Raw genomic sequence first — 21,382 nt, forward strand, 5'->3', positions numbered from 1 at the left:
GAAACAAAGGTACGACAAAATCCCGAAGTTTTTCCATAAAATCGGGAAAAAGTGCACCGGGGTCTTGACAAGGGGGTATCCCGTGTCGTATATTTGCCCTACGATTCACAGCCGCCCGGCAGGGAAGGCAAAGTTATCAACATCGGGAAACACTTCTGTTTCCATAATTTGTGGATTGTTATTCCCACTTATCGACAAGTTTTAAACGCGTTATCAACAATCCGGCTCCTCTGTGCCCGTGCTGCCGGACGTCCCAAAAGCATCCGCATGCCGTCCTCGCCGGATCCTGCGGCGAAGTCGCATCCCGCGGCTAATGAATACGGTCATCCTTCTTAAAAATCCATTATGCTATTTACACAAATTCCGCAACAGTATGCCCCGCTGTTCCGCTGGCTGCGCCGCTACGTGCACCGCCGCATCCGAAAGGAGGCCGGCGATGAGTAGGAGACTGTCGAATTGCAATCCGGGGAACATCCGGCAGTCGAAGGTCCGCTACAAGGGCGAAGTGCAGCCCTCGCGGGACCCGGCCTTCAAGCAGTTCGCATCGCTGGACTGGGGCTATCGGGCCGTCTTCGTGCTGCTGCACACCTACCGGGTCCGCCACGGACTGCGGACCATCCGCGGAATGATTTCCCGCTGGGCGCCGCCCTCGGAGAACCGCACCGAGGCCTACATCCGCGCCGTGGCCGCCGACACGGGCATCGGGCCGGACGAGCCCCTCGACACGTTCGACCCGGCGACGATGATCCCCCTGGCCGCAGCCATTTCGCGCGTGGAAAACGGCACGGCGGCGGACCGCGACGAAATCGAGCGCGGCTAGGCACACTTTTCGTCCGATTTTGCTATCTTTACGACACAATAGACCGTCCGCATGAAGATTTCCCGCCTGTCTGACCGGCTCGGCCGCATGCCGATGCTTCGGATTCTCGTCTTTTTCGCCGCGGGAATCGCGCTGGCAGGCCGTTACGAACTGCCCCTGTGGTTTCTCGCAGGGGCTTTCGTCGTGACGGGAGTGCTGGCCCTGTCGCTGCGCTCGCCTGCTGCCACGGCCGCCATGATCCTCACGGCGGGATTCGCCGCAGCACAGCTCCGTGCACCCCGGCTCACCGTGCCGCGGAACGTGTACACGGTCTACGAAGTCGCGGTCGAGGGATTCCCGGCCGACCGGGGCCGTTATGCCGTAGCCGATGCGTCGGTGGCGGCATGGCGCAATCCCGCCGACGGGCGCTGGCACGCTTCGGATGCCCGGATCCGGCTATACGCCGATTCACTGGTGGAGCTGCATGTCGGGGAACGCATCCGCTGCCGGGGCGCCGCGCGGCCGTTTCGCGGCGGTGCGGAGAGCTATCGCCGTCTGATGGCGCGGCGAGGCTATGCCGGGAGTCTGTGGATTCTGGAGCGGACGCTCCTCGAACGCCTTCCGGAGCGGCATGCGGGGCTGCACCGCAGGGCGGTCGAGAGGCTCGCCCGGCTGCCGATGAGCGCTGGAGCAGCGGCCGTCGTCGAGGCCATGGCGGCGGGCGAACGGCGCGGCATCACGCCCGAACTTCGCACGGATACTCCCGGAGCGGATTGTCGCACCTGCTGGCCGTATCGGGGCTCCACACGGGGATCGTTTTCGTGCTGATCAACCTTGCGCTGTGGTGGCTGCCGCTTTTCAGACGGGGGCACCTGCTGAAAAACCTGCTGGCGGCGGCCGCCGTGTGGTTCTTCGTCGCAGCGGCGGGATTTCCGCCCAGCGCCGTCCGGGCCGCGGCGATGTGCACGGTTCTGCAGGCGGCTCTGGCCTCGGCTTCGGAATACTCCGGGCTGAATGCGCTGGCCGCCGCGGGGGTCGGGATGCTGATCTGGAATCCCAACTGGCTGGGCGACATCAGCTTCCAGCTATCGTTCGTCGCCGTGGCGGCCATTCTCGCCTGGGGCATGCCGCTCTGCCGCCGCTGCCGGACCCGGTGGAGGATCGCGAATGTCGTCATCGACGCCTATCTGGTCGGGTTCGTGGCGACCATCGCCACGGCGCCGCTCGTTTCGCACACGTTCGGCGTCGTTCCGCTGGCGGGACTGGCAATCAATCCGCTGGACATCGCACTGGCCGGCGTCGTGGTCTTCGGCGGAGGGTTGTGGATGGCGGCGCCGGTCGGGGCGCTCGCCCCGGCGTTCGGCTTCGTCACGGGAAGCGCCGCCGAAGGGATCAGCGCGCTGGCCCGTCTGACCGCCTCGCTGCCGGGCGGAGCGGCGGATTACACCCTCGGCGGATGGCAGACGGTGGCAATCTACACGTTCTTCACGCTTGCGACCCTTGCGGCGTGGAGCGTCGAACCGAAAAAAAACGTACCTTTGCGAACGTGATTACTCCCGAAGAATATTCCCTCCTGCTCTCGGACGAAGTGCGGAGCGCCATCGCCGCCGCCCGGGGCCGCAACCCGCTGGAAGTGGCCCTGGACCGCAGCATCCCCCACGCCCGGCTCGTGGCCACACAGGTCAAATACCTCGCGCGGGCCGCGCAGAAGCTCCCTTCGTATGCTGCGGCGCAGTGCATCCTGCCGCCCCTGGCCTTCGAGCAGGCGTCGAGCGAAGCATGCGCCGCCCACAAGCTCCTCGACGGCGACACGGTGCTGGACCTCACCTGCGGACTGGGCGTCGACGCCCTCTTTTTGAGCCGCCGCTTTGGCCGTGTGGTGACGCTCGAACGCAACGAAATGCTGGCCCGCGTGGCTGCGGAGAATTTTTCCAGAATGGGCGTCACGAATATCGAAGTCGTCAATACCTCCGCCGAGGAGTACCTCCGGGGCGACGGTCTGCGTTTCGACTGGATTTACGCCGATCCCGACCGCCGTTCGGCCCAAGGCCGCAAACTGGTGCGCCCGGAGGATTGTTCGCCCGACATCGTCGCCCTGAGACCGCGTCTGAAGCAGATCTCGGGGCGGCTGTGCATCAAGAACTCCCCGCTGTTCGATGTGGACGAGGCCTTCAGGCTCTTCCCGGACTGCCGCGTAGAGGTCCTGTCGCTCGGGGACGAATGCAAGGAGGTGGTGGTCTACGACGACGGCACGGGGCCGCTCATCACCGCCACAGCCCTCGGGCGAGGGAGTTTTTCGGCATCGCCCGGTCAGCCGGCCCCTTCTCCGGAGCCGTTCGAACCGGAGCGTTACGGCTGGCTGGTGATCCCCGACGTGGCGTTGCAGAAGGCCCGTCTGGCGCGAATCCACCTCGCCGGGAAAGCCTGCATCCGGAGCGACAATGGCTTCGGATTCGCCGTGGAGGAGCCGCAAGGCGTACTGGGGCGCACCTTCGCCATCGAAAGCATCGAGCCCTACGACCCCAAGCGGCTGAAACGAGAGCTGAAAGGCTGCCGGGCGGAGCTGTTCAAGCGTGATTTCCCGCTCGCCGCAGAGGAGCTGATGCGTCGTCTGGGGCTGCATGCCGGGAGCGGTCTGCGGCTGGCCTTCACGAAAATCGGGAACGATTTTTGGGTTATCCGTTTAAAATAGCTACATTTGTCGGATTGGCCGGTTGCGACTCATGAAAATCAACGAATTTCTGACATACTTCACCGACACGATTTTCCGGCGCGACGTCACCGAATGGCGCAATCCCGTCGTGCGGTGGCTCGTGCAGCAATACCGCCTGCTGTTCTACACGGCCCGCGGCCTGCTCGAACACGGAACCATCGTCCGCTCGGCGGCGCTCACGTTCTACACGCTGATGTCGCTGGTGCCGATTCTCGCGGTGGTATTCGCCGTCGTGAAAGGATTCGGCCTGGCCGACGGACTGATCGAAAATCTCTACGGCCTCTTCCCCCGGAACCCCGACATCGTCGACTACATCGTCAACTTCGCCGAAAACGCCCTGGCACGCACCCAGGGCGGTGTGGTGGCCGCCGTAGCGTTGGTCATGCTTTTCTGGGCCGTGATCCGGGTCTTCGGGTCGATCGAAAGCGCCTTCAACAACATCTGGGAGGTCAAGGTCGAGCGCAGCATCACCCGCCAGTGGACCGACTATATCGCCGTGGTGATGATCGTGCCGATCCTCTGGATCGTGGCCAATGCCGTGGGCAACTACGCCGAACAGCTGTTGGGAGCCAACGACAGCTGGTATTTCAAACTGCTGTCACACCTGGCCTCGATGGTCGTCATCTGGGTGATGTTCACCTTCCTCTACATCGTCATACCCAACGCCCGAGTGCGCTTCGGCAGCGCACTGACGGCCGGCATCGTCGCCGGGACGATTTTCCTGCTCTTCCAGTGGGGCTATGTCTACGTGCAGCGGTGGATGACCTCCTACAACGCCATCTACGGCAGCTTCGCGGCCCTGCCGCTGCTGCTGATCTGGATGCAGACCTCGTGGGAGATCCTCCTCTTCGGCGGCGAGCTGTCGTTCGCCTATCAGAATATCGCGCGCTTCGGCCAGGAGCGCGAATCGCTGCTCATCAGCTACGACCAGCGGCGCAAGGTTCTGCTCGCCGTGATGCTCACCGTCGTGCGGAATTTCCGCGACAAGGGCGGCGCACTGCCTGCGGACGAAATCCGCGAACGCCTCGACCTGCCCACGCGCATCGTCAACGACGTGCTGTTCCAACTCGTGCAGGCCGGACAGCTGATCGCCGTGCGCAGCGGCGACGGCGAGCGGGAAGTGGCCTTCACCCCGGCGCACGACATCGCGTCGATGACCGTCTACGGCGTACTGGAGGCGGTCGAGCACTCGGGCCAGACCTCGTTCGACCTCGGGCAGACTCCCGAACTGGCGCGCATCGACCACGAACTGGAGATACTGAAAGAGTCGGCCCGCCAATCGCAGGACAACGTGCGGCTGGTGAACCTGCTGGAAAACACAAACAAAAAGAAGCCATGAAACGTGTCGTCATCATCGGCAGCGGCAACCTCGCGGAGGCACTGGCCCGCGCCGTTGCCAAAAGCGAACTGGAACTCGTGCAGATTTTCGCCCGCAATCACCAACGGGCGCGCCGCGTCGCGCAGCTGGCCGCAACCGACTGGGAAACAGACCCCGAGAAGCTCCGCAAGGATGCCGACATCTACCTGATTGCCGTCAGCGACCGCGCCGTGGAGGAGGTGGCCGCAAGGCTCCCGATCCCCGAAGGCGCCGCGGTGGCCCACACGGCCGGCAGTGTGCCGGTCACGGCCATCCCGGAGCGATTCGCCCGGCGGGCCGTCTTCTATCCGATGCAGACCTTCACCCAAGGGCGCGAAGCGGACTTTTCCGTGATCCCCGTCTTTCTCGAAGCGCCGCTGCCCGAGCTGCACCCGGAGCTGGAGGCATTCGCCCGGAAACTCTCCGGAACGGTCATCTGGGCCGACTCGGCACAGCGCTGCAAGGTGCATCTCGCAGCGGTTTTCGCCTGCAACTTTTCCAACCACATGTATGCCGTGGGCGAGCGCATCGTCCGCCGTGCGGGGCTGGATTTCGACGTGCTGAAACCGCTGATCGCCGAAACCGCGGCCAAGGCCTGCGACGCCCGTTCGCCGCTCGACGTGCAGACGGGACCCGCCGTGCGCAACGATTCGGCCACGATGGCCCGCCACGGCGATCTGCTGGACTTCGATCTCCGACTGAAAAACATCTACTCAACGATAAGTCAAAGCATATGGGAAACTTCAAAGAAGATATAGCGCGTTGCGAAGCCTTCGTCTTCGACGTCGACGGCGTGATGACCGACGGAGGCATCATCCCCACACCCGACGGCGACTTCATCCGCCGCTACCACGCCAAGGACGGCTATGCGCTGGCCTACGCGATCAAGATCGGCTACAAGGTCTGCATCATCACCGGCGGCCGGGGCCGGACGCTCGAACACCGCCTCCGGATGCTCGGCATCGACCATTTCTACGTCGACTGCATGGACAAGATCACGGCCATCCGCGAATACATGACGGAGCAGGGACTCGATCCGGCCAATGTGATCTACATGGGCGACGACATCCCCGATCTGGAGTGCATGCGCGAAGTGGGCCTTCCGGTCTGCCCGGCAGACGCCGCGGCGGAGGTGATCGAGACGTCGCGTTACGTCTCGGAGTTCCGGGGCGGCGAAGGAGCCGTGCGCGACATCATCGAGCAGGTGCTCCGCGCCCGCGGCGACTGGGCGCGCGACTCGCAGGGCGTCACGCCTTCGTCGCTCGTGGCATCGCGGTAGGGCACATCCCGGAGGAGAGTCTCTGTCCGTCCCCCGGCCGGCGAAACGGTGCGGCCCCTTTCTCTTCTTTCTTCGAAAGAAGGAGAAACAATGCGGGGTTTCCGGCTAAAATTTGTATCTTTGCCGGACTATAAGCCTCCGTCATGCTCGAAAAACTGGCCAAACAAACTGCCGTCTACGGCATCAGCACCATCGTCGTAAGGTTCCTGAGCTACCTGCTCACGCCTTACTACACCCGTGTGTTCGGCCAGGAAACCTACGGCGTCGTCACCGACATCTACGCCCTGATACCGCTGGCGCTCACGCTGTTGACGATGGGCATGGAGTCGAGCTATTTCCGCTTTTCGGCCAAGGCCGAGGAGGCGGGCGGCGATATAAAGGCGGCCAAGCGGCGGCTTTTCGCCACGACATGGGGCGTCACGTCGCTCGCTGCAGCGCTCTTCTTCCTGACGGCGGTCCTTTTCCGCGACGACATCGCCCGCATGATGGGCGAGGCGTATGTCGCGCATCCCGAATATGTCGTCTGGGTCGCCCTGATCATCCTTTTCGACGTCTGGGCCTGCATCCCCTTCTCGCGGCTGCGCGAACAGGGACGAGCCATGACGTTCGTGGGGCTGAAAGCCATGAACGTCGTGCTGAACGTGGCGCTGGCCTTCGGGTTCGGAGCCGCGGGACTCTTTGCCACCGACTTCGGCGTGGGATGGGTCTTCGTCGCCAACCTGATTGCCAGCGTCGTGACGTGGCTGGCAATCCTCGGAACCGCCGACCGCACGGTCCCGAAGATCAACCGGGCGCTGCTCGTGGCGATCTTCGCCTACTCGCTGCCGCTGCTGGTGGGCGGGCTTGCCGGAACGGCCAACGAGTTCATCGACCGGCAGCTGATCAAGTACCTCGTGCCCGAAGGGGCCATGGCACAGCTGGGCATCTACGGGGCCATCACGAAGATTGCCGTGGTGATGATGCTCTTCTACCAGATGTACCGCCTCGCCGCCGAGCCGTTCTTCCTCTCGAACTTCAGGAAATCGGACTTCGTCGCCATGAACGCCGCGGCGCTGAAATACTACGTCATGGCCTCGATGCTGATTTTCCTCGGCATTGCGCTATTCCGCGACCTCTTTGCACTGATCGTGGGACGCAGCTTCCGCGAGGGGATCTTCATCCTCCCGGTGGTGCTCGGGGCCAACGTCCTGACAGGCGTGTGGCTCAACCTCTCGTTCTGGTACAAACGCGAAGAGCGCACTTCGCTGGCCATCGTCGTCACGGGTTCGGGCCTGATCGCCATTGTCGCTTTCGGATTCTGGCTCATACCGCTCTGGGGCTACTACGGGGCCGCATGGGCGCGTCTGGCAAGCGAAACGGTGATGGTCGGCGTCAGCTGGTGGCTCAACCGACGTTATTTCCCGACGCCCTACGACTGGCGGCGCATCGGCGAATACGTCGCCGCGGCGCTCGCGGTTTTCGCCGTTTGCGAGGCCTTGACCGCCTCCACGGACAATATGTTTGCAAGCTATACGTTTAATATAGTGCTCTTTGCGTCGTATGCCGCCTACCTCGTCCGCCGCGAGCGGATCGACCTGGGGGCGATGCTGCGCGCATTCCTGCACAGGTAAAAAGTGAATCGGAGTATGCAGAAACGACTTTTCCCCAGAATCGCAGCCGCGGCTGCGGGCCTCCTGCTCCTGACTGCCTGCGGCCAACCCCGCGCGGAAGGGCCGGCCGAGGTGTTGCTGCATACCACGGCGGGCAACATCCGCATCGAACTCGATGGGCGGACACCCCTTCACCGGGACAATTTCCTGAAACTGACCCGCGAAGGATTTTTCGATTCGGTGCTGTTCCACCGCGTGATCGCCGATTTCATGATCCAGGCGGGCGACCCGGCCTCGCGACGATCCCCGGCCGGTACGACACTGGGTGAATCCGATGCGGGCTACCTGCTTCCCGCCGAGATCGTCTATCCGGCGCTGGCGCATACGCGCGGGGCACTGGCCGCAGCCCGGACTTCCGACGAGGTGAACCCCGAACGGAAATCCTCCGGCAGCCAGTTCTACATCGTCTGGGGCAAAACGTGCGACGGAACCGCGCTCGACCGGATGCAGCAGCGCATAAGCGCCGCGACGAACGGGAAGGTCGTGATCCCCGACTCCCTGCGCAGGCTCTATGAAACCCTCGGCGGCACGCCGTTCCTCGACGGACAATATACGGTTTTCGGCCGTGTGACCGAGGGACTGGAGGTCGTGGAGGCGATCCAGGGTGTGGCAACCGATGCGGCCGGACGGCCGTTGGAGGATGTGCGGATCATCCGCGCCGAGGCGGTTTTAAAGTAGCCTGGAGATGAAGACGACGAACGGAAAAATTGCCGTGATGGGTGCCAGCTTCGCCCTTTTCCTCTGCGGGGTCGGGGCGCTCCAACTGGAGCGCGGCACGGTGCGGAGCACGATCCTCGGGGTGGTTTTCGCGGGTCTGCTGGCCATTGCCGGCGTGCAGACCTCCCGGCGGCTGAAAAAGAGAAAATAACGGAGCCATTCCGGCCGCGTGCGACACCTCTCCGCCGAGACGGGGATACAGCCGGGGACCGGACTTGAAACCACGGCGGAAGGCCGTGAACAGCGACCGTCCGGAACGATCCGGAGGCCGATAAAAGAAGACGATTTGTTATGCGTTTTGCGGATATTACAGGACAGGATGATTTGAAACGGCATCTGGCGCAGTCGGTCGATGCCGGGCGCGTGAGCCATGCCCAGCTCTTCACGGGCACGGCGGGCTCCGGAGCGCTGGCCTTGGCCGTGGCCTATGTCCAGTACCTCTGCTGCCGCCACCGCCACGACGGCGACTCGTGTGGCGAATGCCCCGACTGCCAACAGATCGCGGCGCTGGCGCACCCCGACCTGCATCTGGTTTTCCCGGTCAACAAACAGGGCAAGAAGTCAGGCGAGGTGATGCGCAGCGACGGATTTCTGGAGCCGTTCCGCGCGCTGTTCTCCGAGCGCGGGGGCTACTTCTCGCCGCAGGAGTGGTACGACCGCCTCGATCTGGGCAAGACGCTCAAGGGCATGATCGCGGCCCGCGAGGCCGACGAGATCATCCGCAAACTGTCGTTCAAGAGCTTCGAGGCCGACTACAAGACCATGTTGATCTGGCTTCCGGAGGCCATGAACGAGGAGGCCGCAAACAAGATTCTCAAGATTCTGGAGGAGCCGTGGGAGCGCACGCTTTTCATTCTGGTCAGCGAACATCCCGACCGGCTGCTGCCGACGATCATTTCGCGCACGCAGGAGGTGGCCGTGCCGCGCATCGCCCCCGACGTGTTGGAGCGGGTGGCGCAGCAGCGGGGCGTGTCCGATCCGCTGCAGGCTCGCAACATGGCACGACTGGCCGGCGGCGACTTGCTGGAACTGGGGCACCTGGTGGCCGACGAAAGCGACGCGATGCGCAAGGAGCATTTCGAGCTTTTCTGCAGCCTCATGCGCCTGAGCTACAACGACAAGCATCTCGAGCTGATCTCCTGGGCCGAAGATGCCGCGCAGCTCACCCGCGAGCAGCAGCGGGCATTCCTGCGCGATGCGGCGCGGCTTTTGCGCGAGAGCTTCATGCTCCATGCCGGGATCCGCGAGGTCAGTTACCTCTGGGGCGAGGAGCTGGCTTTCTGCTCGAAATTCGCCCCTTTCGTCGGCTCGCAGAACATCGAGCCGCTGATCGCCGAGATCGAGAGCGCCGCCGCGCAAATTGCGCAGAACGGCAACCCGACGATCGTATTCACCCATTTTGCCCTCTCGGTGAGCAAGATGATAAAACATTTGTGACTTATGGCACGTGTGGCACTTCTTTTAGGCGGTAACCAGGGCGATGTGAAACGGACCCTGCAAACGGCACAGCAGCTGATCAACTCCCGGGTGGGGGCCGTGCTGCGCTGCTCGCACCGTTATGAAAGCGAGCCGTGGGGATTCCCGGCCGCGGAACGTTTTTCAAACCAGGCGCTGGAGGTCATCACCGACCTCACACCGCACGAGGTGCTCGACGCCTGCCAGCTGATCGAGCGGGAACTGGGGCGCAACCGCGCTGCCGAGGCGGTCGAGAAGGCCTCGTCCGGGGATCTTTACTGTTCGCGGCCGATCGACATCGACATCATTTTCTACGACGACGAAGTGATCGGCGACGAACGGCTCACGGTGCCCCATCCGCTGCTCGCCGAGCGGGAATTTGCGCTGACGCCGCTCTGCGAGATCATGCGCCAGCGGCGGCATCCCGTGACGGGAGCTACCGTCGGCGAGATGCTCGATGCGCTCCGAAACAAATAAAACGGGTATGAAGGCAAAACAGATAATACCGCTTTTGGCCGCCGCACTGCTCGCGGGGTGCTTCAAGGACGTATCGTACAAGACGAACTACATCCTCAAACCCCTTGCGCAGGCACAGCCAGTGGATCCGATCGAGCCGTTCGAGGGAATAAAGGCCTATGCCTTCGCCGCCGATACGCTCTTTTACACCGTGGCCTCCTACGAGGATGCGCTCAACGGCGTCATTGCGCGGAAGGACAACCTTTCGGAGCGAAACTCCACCCCAGTCGCCACGGCCGAGCCCTATGCGCAGGAGGGAACCAAGGGCTGGATGCAGATGCCGCTCACGGCCAAGACGCAGATGGTTGTGGCCGTCGATCCCGTAAACAAGGTCTACGCCTACACGCAGCAGGAGCTGGCCGAGAACTTCCCGACCCTCTATGTGTCGCTGATTTTCAAACCCTGGAAGGGTTTTTCCTACCAGGAGGGCAGCTGGAGTTTTTACAACAAGTTCTATACGCCTCCGGTCTTCCTCGACTGCTTCATCAAACCCTCGGTCCAGCTTGCCGAGGGCGGCGAGACCTCGAAGATCGCCAACGTGAAGGCCTATGCCTATGCGGCCGACACCACGGCGTTCTACATCGCCTCGTACGACGATGCCGTGTCGGGCAAGCTCACGGCGAAAGTCGCCGGCGTCGCCCCGCCCACCTCGCCCTTCTCGGCCTACGAGGAGAAGAACTCCGGGCTTTACAAGATGGAGGTCAGCTCCGCGACCCTGATGGTGGTCGTGGTCGACCGCACCAACCGCCTCTACGCCTACTCGCAGCAGACGGTCGACCTCAAAGGCGAGGCCGTGACCCTGCCGGTGGTCTTCCGCCCGTGGCGCGCAAAATGGATTTACGTCGAGGAGGGCTGGCGCTTCGTCGATGCGTCGCGTGCACCTGAAACAAAACCCAAAACACAATCCCGACGCCGATGAACACTCCGCGACATATGCTTAACGTGCTGCGCCTTGTGGTGGCACTGCTCTTCGCTTCGGCCCTCATGAGCCGCTGCGCAAGCATGATGACCCCCACGGGAGGCCCCCGCGACTCGCTGCCCCCCGTCATCGTGAACATGACGCCCGACAACTTCCAGACCGACCGACCGACGGTCGGCCACGAGAAAATCTACATCGAGTTCGATGAATTCGTACAGCTCAAGGATCAGCAGAAGGAGTTCTTCACCTCGCCGGCGATGAAGAAAAAGCCGCTCATCACCCTGCGCGGCCGGGGCGTCGTCGTGCAGCTGCGCGACACGCTGGCCCCGAACACGACCTATGCGCTCAATTTCGGCAGCGCCATCCGCGACAACAACGAGGGCAACCCGCTCTATTCGATGCGCTACGTCTTTTCGACAGGTCCCGAGATCGACTCGATGGTCCTTTCGGGCTATACGGCCGACAGCTACAAGGCCGACTCCATGTCGAAGAGTTTCATCTGGTTCTTCCCGGCCGACTCGGTCGAAAATGTCGCCGAATACGACTCCACGATCTTCAAGTACAAGCCCGCGGCGATTGCCCGAGCCGAGAACAACGGAATCTTTATCGCCCAGAACCTCAAGCCGATCGACTACCGCATCTATGCCATCCAGGACAAGAATGACAACCAGACCTACGAGCCGGGCAACGATCAGGTGGGCTTCCTCGAAGGCACCTACAACCCGGCCAAGATGCCCGATTTCGGCATGTGGTACGACTCGATCCGCCAATACGTGAGCGCCGAGCCGCAGCTCTACTTCCGCATGTTCACCGACAAGGCCTTCCGCCGTCAGGTGCTGTCGCAGACCGAGCGGCCGTTGCAGCACAAGGCGATGCTTTACTTCGCCGCGGCGCGTCCGAAGATCACCCGGCTCCGCTTCGACAGCATCCCGGCCGATCGGGTGATCGTCGATCCGCAGACCGTGGGCCGCGATACGATCGCCCTGTGGTTCAACGTCCCCTCGTCGTCGCTTCCCGACACGATCAAGGGCGAGATCTCCTATTTCAAGCACGACACCGTCAACCAGTTGCAGGAGGTCACCGAGCCGCTGAAACTCGCCTGGCGGCTGATCGAAACCAAGGAGCAGGAGCGCGAACGCGAGAAACTCGAACGCGAACGCCGCAAGGCCGAGGCCGCGGGCGAGGAGTGGGAGGAACCCAAAAAGGAAAATCCCTTCGCTTTCCAGATGCCCACTTCGGGCGAGATCAACCCCGAGAACCACCTGACGGTCAATTTCGACTATCCGCTCGTGAAACTCGACTCGAGCGCCCTGCTGCTGACGCGCACGCTGGAGGATAGCTCGATCGAGGATATCCCGGTGCACATGGTGCGCGACACGGGGATGCTGCGCCGCTGGCAGATCCGCGCCCCGTGGAAGCAGGGCGGAGAGTATACGCTGACCATCCCCGAGGGAGCCATTACCGACGTGGCGGGGCTCTCCAACGACTCGATCATCGGGAAGTATACGGTTTTCGATCCCGAGAAATTCGCCACGGTGCTCATCCACGTCAAGGGCCGCAACGACGGCACGAAGTACATCATCCAGCTGCTCGACGGCAACAACGCGCTCAAGCAGGAGAAGCGGGAGGTGACGACCGGCGACATCCGGTTCAACTACGTCCCCGCCGGCGAGATCAAGTTCCGGATCATCGAGGACAAGAACGGCAACGGCGAGTGGGATTCGGGCAATGTGGTCGAACGCCTCCAGCCCGAGCGTGCCGAGATCTACGCCAACGACCAGGGCGAGGATACCTTCGCCACGAAGACCAACTGGGAGATCGAATTCTCGATGGACATGAACCGTATCTTCGCACCGGTCACGATGCAGTCGCTCTCGCGCCTGCTCGACGAACGCGAGGCGCAGCGCCTGCGCCGCGAGGCGGAGAAACGAGCCAAGGAGGGTCCAAAACGGGATCAGGACCGCGACCGGCAACAGAACTTCAACAACAACAGTTTCAACAACAACTTCAACGCTGCGGGCGGAATGTTCAACAATTTCAGATAAGATGACGATGAAACGACATATCCTGACGACGCTCTTCGCCCTTGCGGCCCTCTCCGCATGGCAGGGGGCTTCGGCACAGCATACGCTCGGCTTCACGGTGGGCTATGGCATGGGCAACGGCCGCTTCCAGCCCCAGCAGGAGATGCGGGCAATCTGGGGGCTTTACAGCGGCGGCCTTACATGGCGCTACTACGGCAAGCAGCGCTTCGTGGGCGGCTTCGGCATAGACCTGGAGTTCCAGCAGCAGGGCTTTTCGTTTGCGACGAACGCCTCGCAGGTCGAGGAGAAGAAGGACTACCTCTACTACACGCGGCATATCAACTCCATCGTGCTGCCGATCGTCTGGCAGCCTCACTTCTACATACTGCGCAACCACGTCCGCATCTACCTCGAAGCGGCAGCAACCTTCTCCTACAACATCTCGTCCACCTACGAGAACGAGCAGGCCCGGGCCAAAGGCTCCGCCGACTGGAAAGGCGACTATCCCTTCAAAGTCGCGCGCGACAACCGCTGGGGCTACGGACTGGCCGGCGGCGGCGGCATCGCCTTTCTGATCCGGCGCTTCGAACTCAACTTCCGGGTGCGCTACTCGTTCGGGTATTCGGACATCGTCCGCAACCGCAACAAATACTACGACAACAACAGCGACAGCGCGGAAAATCCCTTCTGGTCCACTCCGCTGCGTTCGCCGCTCGACAACCTCATGATCTCCGTGGGGCTGAACTACCGCTTCAACAAACAGGGCTTCGATACCTGGAAACCAAGACCCAAGAAGGAGAAGAACCGCGAGGTCTTCAAATTCGGGTTGTAAAAACTACAAATTATGGAAACTACCCGTCAGCAGAAAATCGCCAAGCAGATCCAAAAGGACGTTGCCGAAATCTTCCAGAAAGAGGGCGCCCCGATCGTGCGCGGCTCGCTCGTAACGGTCACCGCCGTACGCATATCCCCCGATTTCAGCTATGCCAAAATCTACGTCAGCATCTTCCCCTTCGGGCAGAGCGGCGAGGTGATGAAACGTCTCGAACAGCAGAACTGGTTCATCCGCCGCGCCCTGGGTCAGCGGCTCCGCAACCAGCTGAAGAACGTTCCCGAAATCCAGTTCCTGCTCGACGATTCGCTCGAGTACATCGAGCACATCGAGCAGGCGCTGAAAGAAGACGGACAATGATGCGCCTCTGCCGCCTCTTTTCGCTGCCTGCGGCGTCGTCTGCACGTACAAACCGCCCCCGACCTCTGCCGAGGCCGGGGCTTCGGGTTTCACGCTCCAATTCGTAGCCCGCCATGCTGCCGCAGCTCTTCGCCCGTCGCTACCTCTTTTCGCCCCAGTCCCGGTCGGTGGTCAACCTGATCTCGGGATTGAGCGTCGCGGCCGTGGCAATGCCCGTTGCGGCCATGATCATCCTGCTGTCGGTCTTCAACGGCTTCGAATCGCTCGTCAAGTCCATGTATTCGGCCTTCGACGCCGATCTGACCCTCGCTCCGCAGCAGGGGCAGACCTTTGCACAGCGGGATCTCGACACCGCGGCCCTCGCACGCATCCCGGGCGTCGGCGCCCTGTCGTTCACCCTGGAGCAGAGCGCCCTGCTCGAACACGGAGGGCGTCAGGCCACCGCCAGGATCCGGGGTGTCGACGATGGCTATGGGGCTGTCTTTCAGCTCGGAGAGGCCGTTTCGGCCGGGGAGTGGCGCGTACGTCTGGGCGATCTGGAACGGCTGGTCGTCGGGCAGTCGATGGCCTGGATGCTGGGCATCCGCTCGCTGGCCGATGCCGACGTCTCGCTCTACGCCGTGCGGCGGGGATCGTTCTCCTCGCTGCTGCCGTTCGAAAACTACACGCGCCGCACGGAACCCGTGGGCGGCGTTTATACCCTCGACCTCGAAACCGAACGCACCTACGTGCTCGCCTCACTGCGGCTGGCACAGGAGCTCTTCGGCTATCCGGGCCGCGCCTCGGCACTCGTCGTGCGCCTTGCCCCCGGAGCCGATGCCGAGGCGGTCCGCACGGCCGTTGCGGAGGTTGCGGGCGAGGGATTCCGCGTCCGCACGCGCGACGAACTGCGCGCCTCGTTCTACCGCATCATGACCTACGAGAAATGGGGCATCTTCTTCATCGCCCTGCTGGTGCTCCTCATCGCGTCGTTCTCGGTGGTGGGGGCACTGGCCATGCTGATCGTCGAAAAACGGAACGACATCACCACGCTCCGCGCCCTAGGGGCCGACACGGGACTGATCCGCGCCGTATTCCGCACCGAAGGCCTGCTGATATGCGGCCTGGGTGCTGCCGCCGGCATGGCACTGGGTGTCGCAGCCGTTCTCGCACAACAATATTTCGGGCTAATCGAGATTCCGGCCGAGACCTTCCTCACGAAGAGCTATCCCGTCGAATTCCGACCGACCGACCTGGCGGTCGTCGCCGCGTCGTTCGCCGCCGTGGCCGCCCTCCTTTCGAACATCACCGTCCGCAGTATGATTAAATCCGACCGATTATGAAACGATTCCTCCGCATAGCGACCTCCGCGGCCTTCGTGCTGCTGCTCTCCGCCTGCGCCCGCCACAAGATCATCCCCGACGACACGCTGGCGCGGATTTTCCACGACGCGTTCCTCACCAACGCCTACATCAACAGCGAGAATATCAAGACCGACTCGCTGCGTATCTACGAGCCGATCTTCGCCCGCTACGGCTACACAACCGACGACGTGCACTACACCATCGGCAACTTCTCGAAGCGCAAGAGCGCCCGTCTGGGCGACGTGGTCGAGCAGGCCATCGAGATGCTCGAACAGGAGGGGAAAATCTACAACCTGCAGGTCGCCGTGCTCGACACGATCAACAACGTCGCCCGCCGCACCTTCACGCGCACGGTCCTCGCCGATTCGCTCATCCGCGTCGGGTCGCTGCGCGACACAGCCCGTTTGAGCTTTACGCTCGATGTCGAGCCGGGCGAATACAGCCTTTCGCTCAAATACCTCGTCGATTCGCTGGACCGCAACCGGCAGGGGCTGAAAGGCACCATGTGGCTCGAACGGCGCGACAACTCGCGCACCAACGTCTACACGACGACCCTGTGGCGCAACCGCGAGGAGAGTTTGTCGCGCCGGTTCACCGCCGACACGACACACCGCCGCCTGCGCATCGACCTGCTGACCTTCAACGCCCGGCCCGAGCGGCCTTCGGTGACAGTCACCGACCTCAAGGTGGAGCACACACCCCCGACCCGCACGGCCGTCGAAAAACTCTACGAACAGCAACTCGACATCCGGATTTTCGCCGATGACTTTCTCCGCGCCGCGGCCATCCCGAAGGATAGCCTCTAATCTGCTGTGGACGCCGCAGGGCCTCGTCCGGCATCCGCTCCTGACTCTCGGGGCGGACGGACGTGTCCTCTTCGCGGAGTGCTGCCCCGATCCGGACCGCCTCGCCGCCACGGAGTTCTACGCGGGCCTGCTGGTCCCGGACTTCCCGGCCGACTACCGCACGGTCTTCGACAGCATGCGCGCCGCCGACCTGCCGCTCACCGAGCTGCTGCCCCGGAGCGTGACGCCCGGCGGGGTGCTGGTCGTCATCTCGGGACTCGACTATGCTTCGCTGCGCCTCACGCCGCAGTCGCAGATCCGCAAATTGTAAGGTCCGGGCAAACGCCCCTCCCTCCACCCCGGGAATACCGGGACGGAGACCGAAGATTGCGGGGCCAAAGGTCGTTGGGGCCGGAGGTTGCAGGGGCCGAAGCCGGAGGTTGCGGAGACAAAGATCTTGGGCCGGATGGTTGCGGAATCGGAAATCGGAGGTTGCGATCAGAGCGTGAAATACCGGTCAGATCTGCAAATGCTCTTCGACCGTGCGCCGCAGGTGCTCGCGGTTGAGGTGGGTGTAGATTTCGGTCGTGAGGATGCTTTCGTGCCCCAGCATCTCCTGCACCTGTCGGATCGAAGCGCCGCCTTCGAGCAGGTGTGTCGCGAACGAATGGCGAAAGGTGTGGGGGCTGATCCGCTTGTCGATCCCGGCCCGGCGGGCAGCCTGCTTGAGGACCGTGAAGACCATCACCCGCGTAAGCTGTCCCCCGCGGTTGTTCAGGAAGACAATCTCCTCGCCCGCCCGGGATCCCCGCCGCTCCTCGAGGTAGCGCTGGATGCGGTCGCGGGCCACCGAGCTGATCGGCACGATCCGCTGCTTGTCGCCCTTGCCGATCACGCGGATATATCCCTCGCCGAAAAAGAGATCCTGCATGCGCAGCGACGTGAGCTCCGAGACCCGCAGCCCGCACGAATAGAGCACTTCGAGCATGGCACAGTCGCGCAGCCCCTTCACGGTCGAGGTATCCACAGCGGCGATGATGCGGTCGATTTCGGCGGTGGTCAGCACATCGGGCAGCTGGCGGCCGAATTTGGGCGTCAGGACAAACTCCGCGGGCGACGATTCGATCCTGTCCGAGAGCATTAGGAAGTTGAAAAAACTCTTGACGCCGCTCAGCGCCCGGGCCTGCGAACTCTTCTCGCGTCCCCGCTCATAGAGCCACGCCATGTAGCGTTCGACCATCTGCGGCTCGACCTTGTGGGGCGCAACGTCCCACTGGCGCAGGATGAAGTGCGCAAACTGCACGTAGTCGCGCATGTACGATTCGACGGTGTTTTCCGAGAGCCGCTTCTCCAATTTCATGTAGGTACGGTAACGGCGGCCGGTTTCGTCCCACTTTTTTGTATTTTCTGCCATCTTTTGGCCCGCTGAATCCGGTATTATTGTAACTTTGTCCGAACGAAGGTACGAAAATTTTACATAATATGGATTACACCGTCCTCCATATCGCCGTCTCCGACGACGAGCAGGCTGAAATACTGACCGCCGAACTGGCCGATTTCCCGTTCGAGAGTTTCGAAAACGATGACGGCCTGCTGAAAGCCTACATTCCTGCCGCGCAGCTCTCCGGCTGCAAGACCGATGTCGACACCCTGCTGGCAAGCCACGGGATCGAAAGGCATTATGAAGTCATCCGCCCCCGGAACTGGAACGCCACCTGGGAGAGCAATTTCCCGCCGGTCAACGTCGAAGGACGCCTGCGCATCCGCGCCCCGTTCCACGATCCGGCTCCCGCAGGGGAAATGGAAGCGGTCATACTCCCCCGGATGTCGTTCGGCACGGGACACCACGCCACCACGTGGCTCATGTCGCGCACGGTGCTCGACCTCGGGGTTGCAGGCCGCACGGGACTCGACATGGGCAGCGGCACGGGTGTACTGGCGATCGTCGCCGCCAAATGCGGCGCGGCGCATGTCGACGCCGTGGACATCGACGACTGGGCGGACGAAAACTGCCGTGAAAACGTCGCCGCGAATGGCGTTGCGGACCGGGTCGAACCACTGCTGGGCGACGCCGGGCGAATTGCCGGGCGCCGCTACGACTTCATTCTAGCCAATATCAACCGCAACATTCTCGTGGCCGACATGCCGGCCTATGCCGCGGCGCTGGCTCCGGGCGGCGACCTGGTGATGAGCGGTTTTCTCGAAGCGGACACCGCGGCCGTGACATCCGCGGCCGCACAACTGGGACTGGAGACCGTCGCAACCGAAATCCGCGAGGGCTGGATGCTGGTCCGTGTGAAAAAGAGGCCGTGAAAACCTACAAGGGCCGCGGCATTGTGCTGCATACGCTCAAATACGGCGACACGTCGCTGGTCGCCTACCTGCTGACCGATGTCGGCGGCCGCCGCAGCTACATGGTGCAGGGGGTTCGCAGCCGCAGCGGCCGGGGTTCGAAACTGGCGCTGTTCCAGCCGATGTTTCCCGTCGAGTTCGAGGGCCTCGAATCGCCGCGGCAGCAGATGGACCGTTTCAAGGAGGTGCGTGCGGGATTCGTGCTGCAAAGTCTTCCGTTCGACGTCCGAAAATCGACGATGGCACTGTTTATGGCCGAGGTTTTGTACCGTCTCGTTCGGGAGAGCGAGCCGAACGAAGCGCTTTTCGAGTTCGTGTGGGGTTCGGCCGCGGCACTGGACGCCATGGACGAAGGAGTCTCGAATTTCCACCTCTGGTTCCTGGCCAACCTGAGCCGTCTGCTGGGCTTTCGCCCCGGCAACGGCTATATGCCGGGAGCGTGGTTCGACATCCGCGAGGGGCTGTATACGTCCGTGTGCCCGGCACATCCCGGAGTGATGAGCCGCGAGTGCGCCGGTCTGCTGGCGAAGATGCTCTCCTGCGACGTGCGCCATCTGGGCGACGTGGAGTTGAATCGCGACCGGCGGTCGGAGTTCCTCAACGCCATGCTGGCCTATTTCGGCTACCACCTCGACGCCATCAGCGCCGTGCAGTCGGTACACATACTAAAAGAGGTATTTTGACGTTCGATTCAAAAGGAGAAAAGGGAAGAGACTATGAGAAGAATGTTGCTTGCGGCCGCAGCGCTCGCCGTAGCGCTCGCCGCCTCGGCCCAGGAGCCGAAATTCGATTTCAGGCGCGACTCGACCCGCATGTCGGGGTTCACGATTCCCGATTCGCTGGCGCACATGTCTCCGTGGAAACCCGACTACAAGACAATGGCCCCAGTGAAGACCAAACCCGCGGTGTCGATGACCTCGGTGATGGTCATCCAGAAGGAGAACCTGCCCGCGCGCATCACCGTCATCGACAACAATACGCTGCGGCTTGGACCGCACTTCTCCCTGTCGAACGGGCAGGCCTGGAACTGGAGCCCGTACCCCGACGCGTTTCTCGACGCGCGTACGCTTTCGTTCCCCCTGCCGCGGTAAGGCCTCCGCAGGGCATTTCGGACGCGACCGGCCGGGCACGTCCGGCTTTTTACGTATTTTCACGTATTGATCCGAAGCGGCGAAATTCCGTACTTTGTACCTGGAAAAGAATTGCCGCTTATGAAACCTATCCTTCTACTGATGTTATCGCTGCTCCCGCTCGGAGCATTCGCCGAGGCATCGCCCCCCGCGCCCACGACAGACGAACCTACTATCGCCGAGCTGTCGGCCGAAATCGAGGATCTGAAAGCGAAGACCTCGACCTGGGACAAGATCCTGGACCATCTGCCCAAAATCTCGGGCTACCTGCAGACCGGCTACGAATGGTCGGAAACCTCCTCGACCTTCTTCATCAAACGCATGTGCCTGAGTCTGACAGGCAACATCTCCAAAAAAATCGACTACCGCATGCAGGTCGATTTCTCCAGCCCGAGAATCATCGACGCCTACATCCGCTACCGGCCTTTCGAACAGCTGAATTTCCAGCTGGGAGAGTACAAACTGCCCTTCTCGATCGAGAATACCACCTACGCCCCCACCAAATACGAATTCATCGAATACCCGCTGTCGCTGCGCCGGCTGATGGGCTTCAACGACGTCTCCGGACTCTCGGCCACGGGCCGCGACATGGGCGCCATGCTCTACGGCGGGTTCTTCAACCGCAAAGGATACAGCCTGCTGAGTTATAACCTCGGCGTGTTCAACGGCGAAGGTTTGAACATCAAAGACCAGAACAAATCCAAGGATTTTGTGGCGCGGCTGATGCTGCAGCCCGTCCGGGGATTGCAGATCGCCGGCTCCTACTATTGGGGCGAGTACGGCGCCGACTACCTCAAGCGCGTCCGCTACGGCGTGGGCGCCTGCTACGACGAGGGGCAGTTGGTCCTGCGCGCCGAGTGGATTGCCGGCACGACGGGGATCCCCACGGGCGGCGAATTCGACAGCGGCGGCTGGTACGCCGTCGGCGGGTGGCGCGTGACGCCGTCGCTGATGCCCGTGGTGCGCTACGACACGTTCCTCGAAAACACCTCGGAGGACACATCGCGGCAGACCAACTACACGGCCGGAATCGTGTGGCAGCCCCTGAAGTTCCTGCGCTGCCAGATCAACTACACCTACGAAGATTATGCATCCCACACCGACAATCGCAACGTGGTGTCGCTGATGCTCTCCGGACTTTTTTAATTGAAT

24 protein-coding genes are annotated in these 21,382 nt (G+C 62.5%); 23 read left to right on the top strand and 1 reads right to left on the bottom strand.

What is annotated here, in order from left to right; genetic code table 11:
• Positions 1–436 precede the first annotated feature (436 nt).
• From QZ460_RS03350 to QZ460_RS03440, 19 genes are all read left to right on the top strand, one after another.
• A complete protein-coding gene (locus QZ460_RS03350) occupies positions 437–820 on the top strand; it encodes a structural protein P5 (RefSeq protein ID WP_290540181.1) in 384 nt (127 codons plus the stop codon).
• A gap of 51 nt (positions 821–871) precedes the next feature.
• Positions 872–1,627, top strand: coding sequence for a hypothetical protein (locus QZ460_RS03355; RefSeq protein WP_290540182.1), 756 nt, complete (start codon positions 872–874; stop codon positions 1,625–1,627).
• Positions 1,573–2,349 (top strand): ComEC/Rec2 family competence protein, encoded by a 777-nt coding sequence (locus QZ460_RS03360; RefSeq protein ID WP_290540183.1) that lies wholly within the window; start codon positions 1,573–1,575, stop codon positions 2,347–2,349. The genes QZ460_RS03355 and QZ460_RS03360 overlap by 55 nt, the downstream gene beginning before the upstream one ends.
• Positions 2,346–3,491, top strand: a complete 1,146-nt coding sequence (locus QZ460_RS03365) for a methyltransferase domain-containing protein (protein WP_290540184.1) — start codon at positions 2,346–2,348, stop codon at positions 3,489–3,491. The genes QZ460_RS03360 and QZ460_RS03365 overlap by 4 nt, the downstream gene beginning before the upstream one ends.
• A 31-nt stretch (positions 3,492–3,522) precedes the next feature.
• Complete coding sequence (locus QZ460_RS03370) at positions 3,523–4,851, top strand: YihY/virulence factor BrkB family protein (protein WP_290540185.1); 1,329 nt, start codon at positions 3,523–3,525, stop codon at positions 4,849–4,851.
• Positions 4,848–5,627, top strand: coding sequence for a Rossmann-like and DUF2520 domain-containing protein (locus QZ460_RS03375; RefSeq protein WP_290540186.1), 780 nt, complete (start codon positions 4,848–4,850; stop codon positions 5,625–5,627). The genes QZ460_RS03370 and QZ460_RS03375 overlap by 4 nt, the downstream gene beginning before the upstream one ends.
• Entirely contained in the window at positions 5,603–6,148 is a 546-nt protein-coding gene (locus QZ460_RS03380) for an HAD hydrolase family protein (RefSeq protein WP_290540187.1), read from the top strand. Before QZ460_RS03375 ends, QZ460_RS03380 begins: the two co-directional genes overlap by 25 nt.
• 143 nt (positions 6,149–6,291) lie before the next feature.
• On the top strand, positions 6,292–7,758 hold the full coding sequence (locus tag QZ460_RS03385) for an oligosaccharide flippase family protein (protein ID WP_290540188.1): 1,467 nt from the start codon (positions 6,292–6,294) through the stop codon (positions 7,756–7,758).
• A gap of 15 nt (positions 7,759–7,773) precedes the next feature.
• Positions 7,774–8,475, top strand: a complete 702-nt coding sequence (locus tag QZ460_RS03390; protein WP_290540189.1) for a peptidylprolyl isomerase — start codon at positions 7,774–7,776, stop codon at positions 8,473–8,475.
• A gap of 7 nt (positions 8,476–8,482) precedes the next feature.
• Complete coding sequence (locus QZ460_RS03395; RefSeq protein ID WP_290540190.1) at positions 8,483–8,665, top strand: hypothetical protein; 183 nt, start codon at positions 8,483–8,485, stop codon at positions 8,663–8,665.
• Between the two features lie 140 nt (positions 8,666–8,805).
• Positions 8,806–9,951, top strand: a complete 1,146-nt coding sequence (locus tag QZ460_RS03400) for a DNA polymerase III subunit delta (RefSeq protein ID WP_290540191.1) — start codon at positions 8,806–8,808, stop codon at positions 9,949–9,951.
• 3 nt (positions 9,952–9,954) lie between these two features.
• A complete protein-coding gene (folK, locus tag QZ460_RS03405) occupies positions 9,955–10,446 on the top strand; it encodes a 2-amino-4-hydroxy-6-hydroxymethyldihydropteridine diphosphokinase (RefSeq protein ID WP_290540192.1) in 492 nt (163 codons plus the stop codon).
• A 7-nt stretch (positions 10,447–10,453) separates the two neighbouring features.
• Positions 10,454–11,404, top strand: coding sequence for a hypothetical protein (locus tag QZ460_RS03410; protein ID WP_290540193.1), 951 nt, complete (start codon positions 10,454–10,456; stop codon positions 11,402–11,404).
• The gene (locus tag QZ460_RS03415) at positions 11,401–13,449 is read left to right on the top strand and encodes an Ig-like domain-containing protein (RefSeq protein WP_290540194.1); all 2,049 of its coding nucleotides are present in this window, start codon (positions 11,401–11,403) and stop codon (positions 13,447–13,449) included. Before QZ460_RS03410 ends, QZ460_RS03415 begins: the two co-directional genes overlap by 4 nt.
• A gap of 1 nt (position 13,450) precedes the next feature.
• The gene (locus tag QZ460_RS03420; RefSeq protein WP_290540195.1) at positions 13,451–14,260 is read left to right on the top strand and encodes an outer membrane beta-barrel protein; all 810 of its coding nucleotides are present in this window, start codon (positions 13,451–13,453) and stop codon (positions 14,258–14,260) included.
• A 12-nt stretch (positions 14,261–14,272) separates the two neighbouring features.
• Positions 14,273–14,620 (top strand): 30S ribosome-binding factor RbfA, encoded by a 348-nt coding sequence (gene rbfA, locus QZ460_RS03425; RefSeq protein ID WP_290540196.1) that lies wholly within the window; start codon positions 14,273–14,275, stop codon positions 14,618–14,620.
• A 113-nt stretch (positions 14,621–14,733) separates the two neighbouring features.
• Positions 14,734–15,942, top strand: coding sequence for an ABC transporter permease (locus tag QZ460_RS03430; RefSeq protein ID WP_290540197.1), 1,209 nt, complete (start codon positions 14,734–14,736; stop codon positions 15,940–15,942).
• The gene (locus QZ460_RS03435; RefSeq protein ID WP_290540198.1) at positions 15,939–16,769 is read left to right on the top strand and encodes a DUF4296 domain-containing protein; all 831 of its coding nucleotides are present in this window, start codon (positions 15,939–15,941) and stop codon (positions 16,767–16,769) included. Before QZ460_RS03430 ends, QZ460_RS03435 begins: the two co-directional genes overlap by 4 nt.
• Positions 16,726–17,079, top strand: a complete 354-nt coding sequence (locus QZ460_RS03440) for a cytosine deaminase (RefSeq protein WP_290540199.1) — start codon at positions 16,726–16,728, stop codon at positions 17,077–17,079. The genes QZ460_RS03435 and QZ460_RS03440 overlap by 44 nt, the downstream gene beginning before the upstream one ends.
• A gap of 186 nt (positions 17,080–17,265) precedes the next feature.
• On the opposite strand, the gene xerD is transcribed toward QZ460_RS03440, so the two are convergent.
• A complete protein-coding gene (gene xerD / locus QZ460_RS03445; protein WP_290540200.1) occupies positions 17,266–18,162 on the bottom strand; it encodes a site-specific tyrosine recombinase XerD in 897 nt (298 codons plus the stop codon).
• Positions 18,163–18,230: 68 nt separating this feature from the next.
• Between xerD and prmA the strand changes: the two genes are divergently transcribed.
• From prmA to QZ460_RS03465, 4 genes are all read left to right on the top strand, one after another.
• On the top strand, positions 18,231–19,061 hold the full coding sequence (prmA, locus tag QZ460_RS03450; protein ID WP_290540201.1) for a 50S ribosomal protein L11 methyltransferase: 831 nt from the start codon (positions 18,231–18,233) through the stop codon (positions 19,059–19,061).
• Positions 19,058–19,783 carry a DNA repair protein RecO gene (locus tag QZ460_RS03455; protein ID WP_290540202.1) on the top strand — a complete coding sequence of 242 codons (726 nt, stop codon included), beginning with the start codon at positions 19,058–19,060 and terminating at the stop codon, positions 19,781–19,783. The genes prmA and QZ460_RS03455 overlap by 4 nt, the downstream gene beginning before the upstream one ends.
• 33 nt (positions 19,784–19,816) lie before the next feature.
• A complete protein-coding gene (locus QZ460_RS03460) occupies positions 19,817–20,191 on the top strand; it encodes a hypothetical protein (protein ID WP_290540203.1) in 375 nt (124 codons plus the stop codon).
• A 120-nt stretch (positions 20,192–20,311) separates the two neighbouring features.
• Positions 20,312–21,376, top strand: coding sequence for a porin (locus QZ460_RS03465; protein WP_290540204.1), 1,065 nt, complete (start codon positions 20,312–20,314; stop codon positions 21,374–21,376).
• The last annotated feature ends 6 nt before the right edge of the window (positions 21,377–21,382 follow it).

The organism is Alistipes sp. (assembly GCF_020026455.1).
In the GTDB taxonomy this organism is placed as follows: Bacteria; Bacteroidota; Bacteroidia; order Bacteroidales; family Rikenellaceae; genus Alistipes.

Coding starts and splice junctions, on each gene's coding strand:
- QZ460_RS03400 (WP_290540191.1), top strand. CDS start 8,806: ATGCGTTTTGCGGATATTACAGGACAGGATGATTTGAAACGGCATCTG.
- QZ460_RS03460 (WP_290540203.1), top strand. CDS start 19,817: ATGAGAAGAATGTTGCTTGCGGCCGCAGCGCTCGCCGTAGCGCTCGCC.
- QZ460_RS03465 (WP_290540204.1), top strand. CDS start 20,312: ATGAAACCTATCCTTCTACTGATGTTATCGCTGCTCCCGCTCGGAGCA.
- QZ460_RS03370 (WP_290540185.1), top strand. CDS start 3,523: ATGAAAATCAACGAATTTCTGACATACTTCACCGACACGATTTTCCGG.
- QZ460_RS03350 (WP_290540181.1), top strand. CDS start 437: ATGAGTAGGAGACTGTCGAATTGCAATCCGGGGAACATCCGGCAGTCG.
- QZ460_RS03440 (WP_290540199.1), top strand. CDS start 16,726: ATGACTTTCTCCGCGCCGCGGCCATCCCGAAGGATAGCCTCTAATCTG.
- QZ460_RS03385 (WP_290540188.1), top strand. CDS start 6,292: ATGCTCGAAAAACTGGCCAAACAAACTGCCGTCTACGGCATCAGCACC.
- QZ460_RS03375 (WP_290540186.1), top strand. CDS start 4,848: ATGAAACGTGTCGTCATCATCGGCAGCGGCAACCTCGCGGAGGCACTG.
- QZ460_RS03395 (WP_290540190.1), top strand. CDS start 8,483: ATGAAGACGACGAACGGAAAAATTGCCGTGATGGGTGCCAGCTTCGCC.
- QZ460_RS03415 (WP_290540194.1), top strand. CDS start 11,401: ATGAACACTCCGCGACATATGCTTAACGTGCTGCGCCTTGTGGTGGCA.
- QZ460_RS03410 (WP_290540193.1), top strand. CDS start 10,454: ATGAAGGCAAAACAGATAATACCGCTTTTGGCCGCCGCACTGCTCGCG.
- QZ460_RS03430 (WP_290540197.1), top strand. CDS start 14,734: ATGCTGCCGCAGCTCTTCGCCCGTCGCTACCTCTTTTCGCCCCAGTCC.
- prmA (WP_290540201.1), top strand. CDS start 18,231: ATGGATTACACCGTCCTCCATATCGCCGTCTCCGACGACGAGCAGGCT.
- QZ460_RS03390 (WP_290540189.1), top strand. CDS start 7,774: ATGCAGAAACGACTTTTCCCCAGAATCGCAGCCGCGGCTGCGGGCCTC.
- QZ460_RS03420 (WP_290540195.1), top strand. CDS start 13,451: ATGACGATGAAACGACATATCCTGACGACGCTCTTCGCCCTTGCGGCC.
- xerD (WP_290540200.1), bottom strand. CDS start 18,162: ATGGCAGAAAATACAAAAAAGTGGGACGAAACCGGCCGCCGTTACCGT.
- QZ460_RS03380 (WP_290540187.1), top strand. CDS start 5,603: ATGGGAAACTTCAAAGAAGATATAGCGCGTTGCGAAGCCTTCGTCTTC.
- folK (WP_290540192.1), top strand. CDS start 9,955: ATGGCACGTGTGGCACTTCTTTTAGGCGGTAACCAGGGCGATGTGAAA.
- QZ460_RS03355 (WP_290540182.1), top strand. CDS start 872: ATGAAGATTTCCCGCCTGTCTGACCGGCTCGGCCGCATGCCGATGCTT.
- rbfA (WP_290540196.1), top strand. CDS start 14,273: ATGGAAACTACCCGTCAGCAGAAAATCGCCAAGCAGATCCAAAAGGAC.
- QZ460_RS03435 (WP_290540198.1), top strand. CDS start 15,939: ATGAAACGATTCCTCCGCATAGCGACCTCCGCGGCCTTCGTGCTGCTG.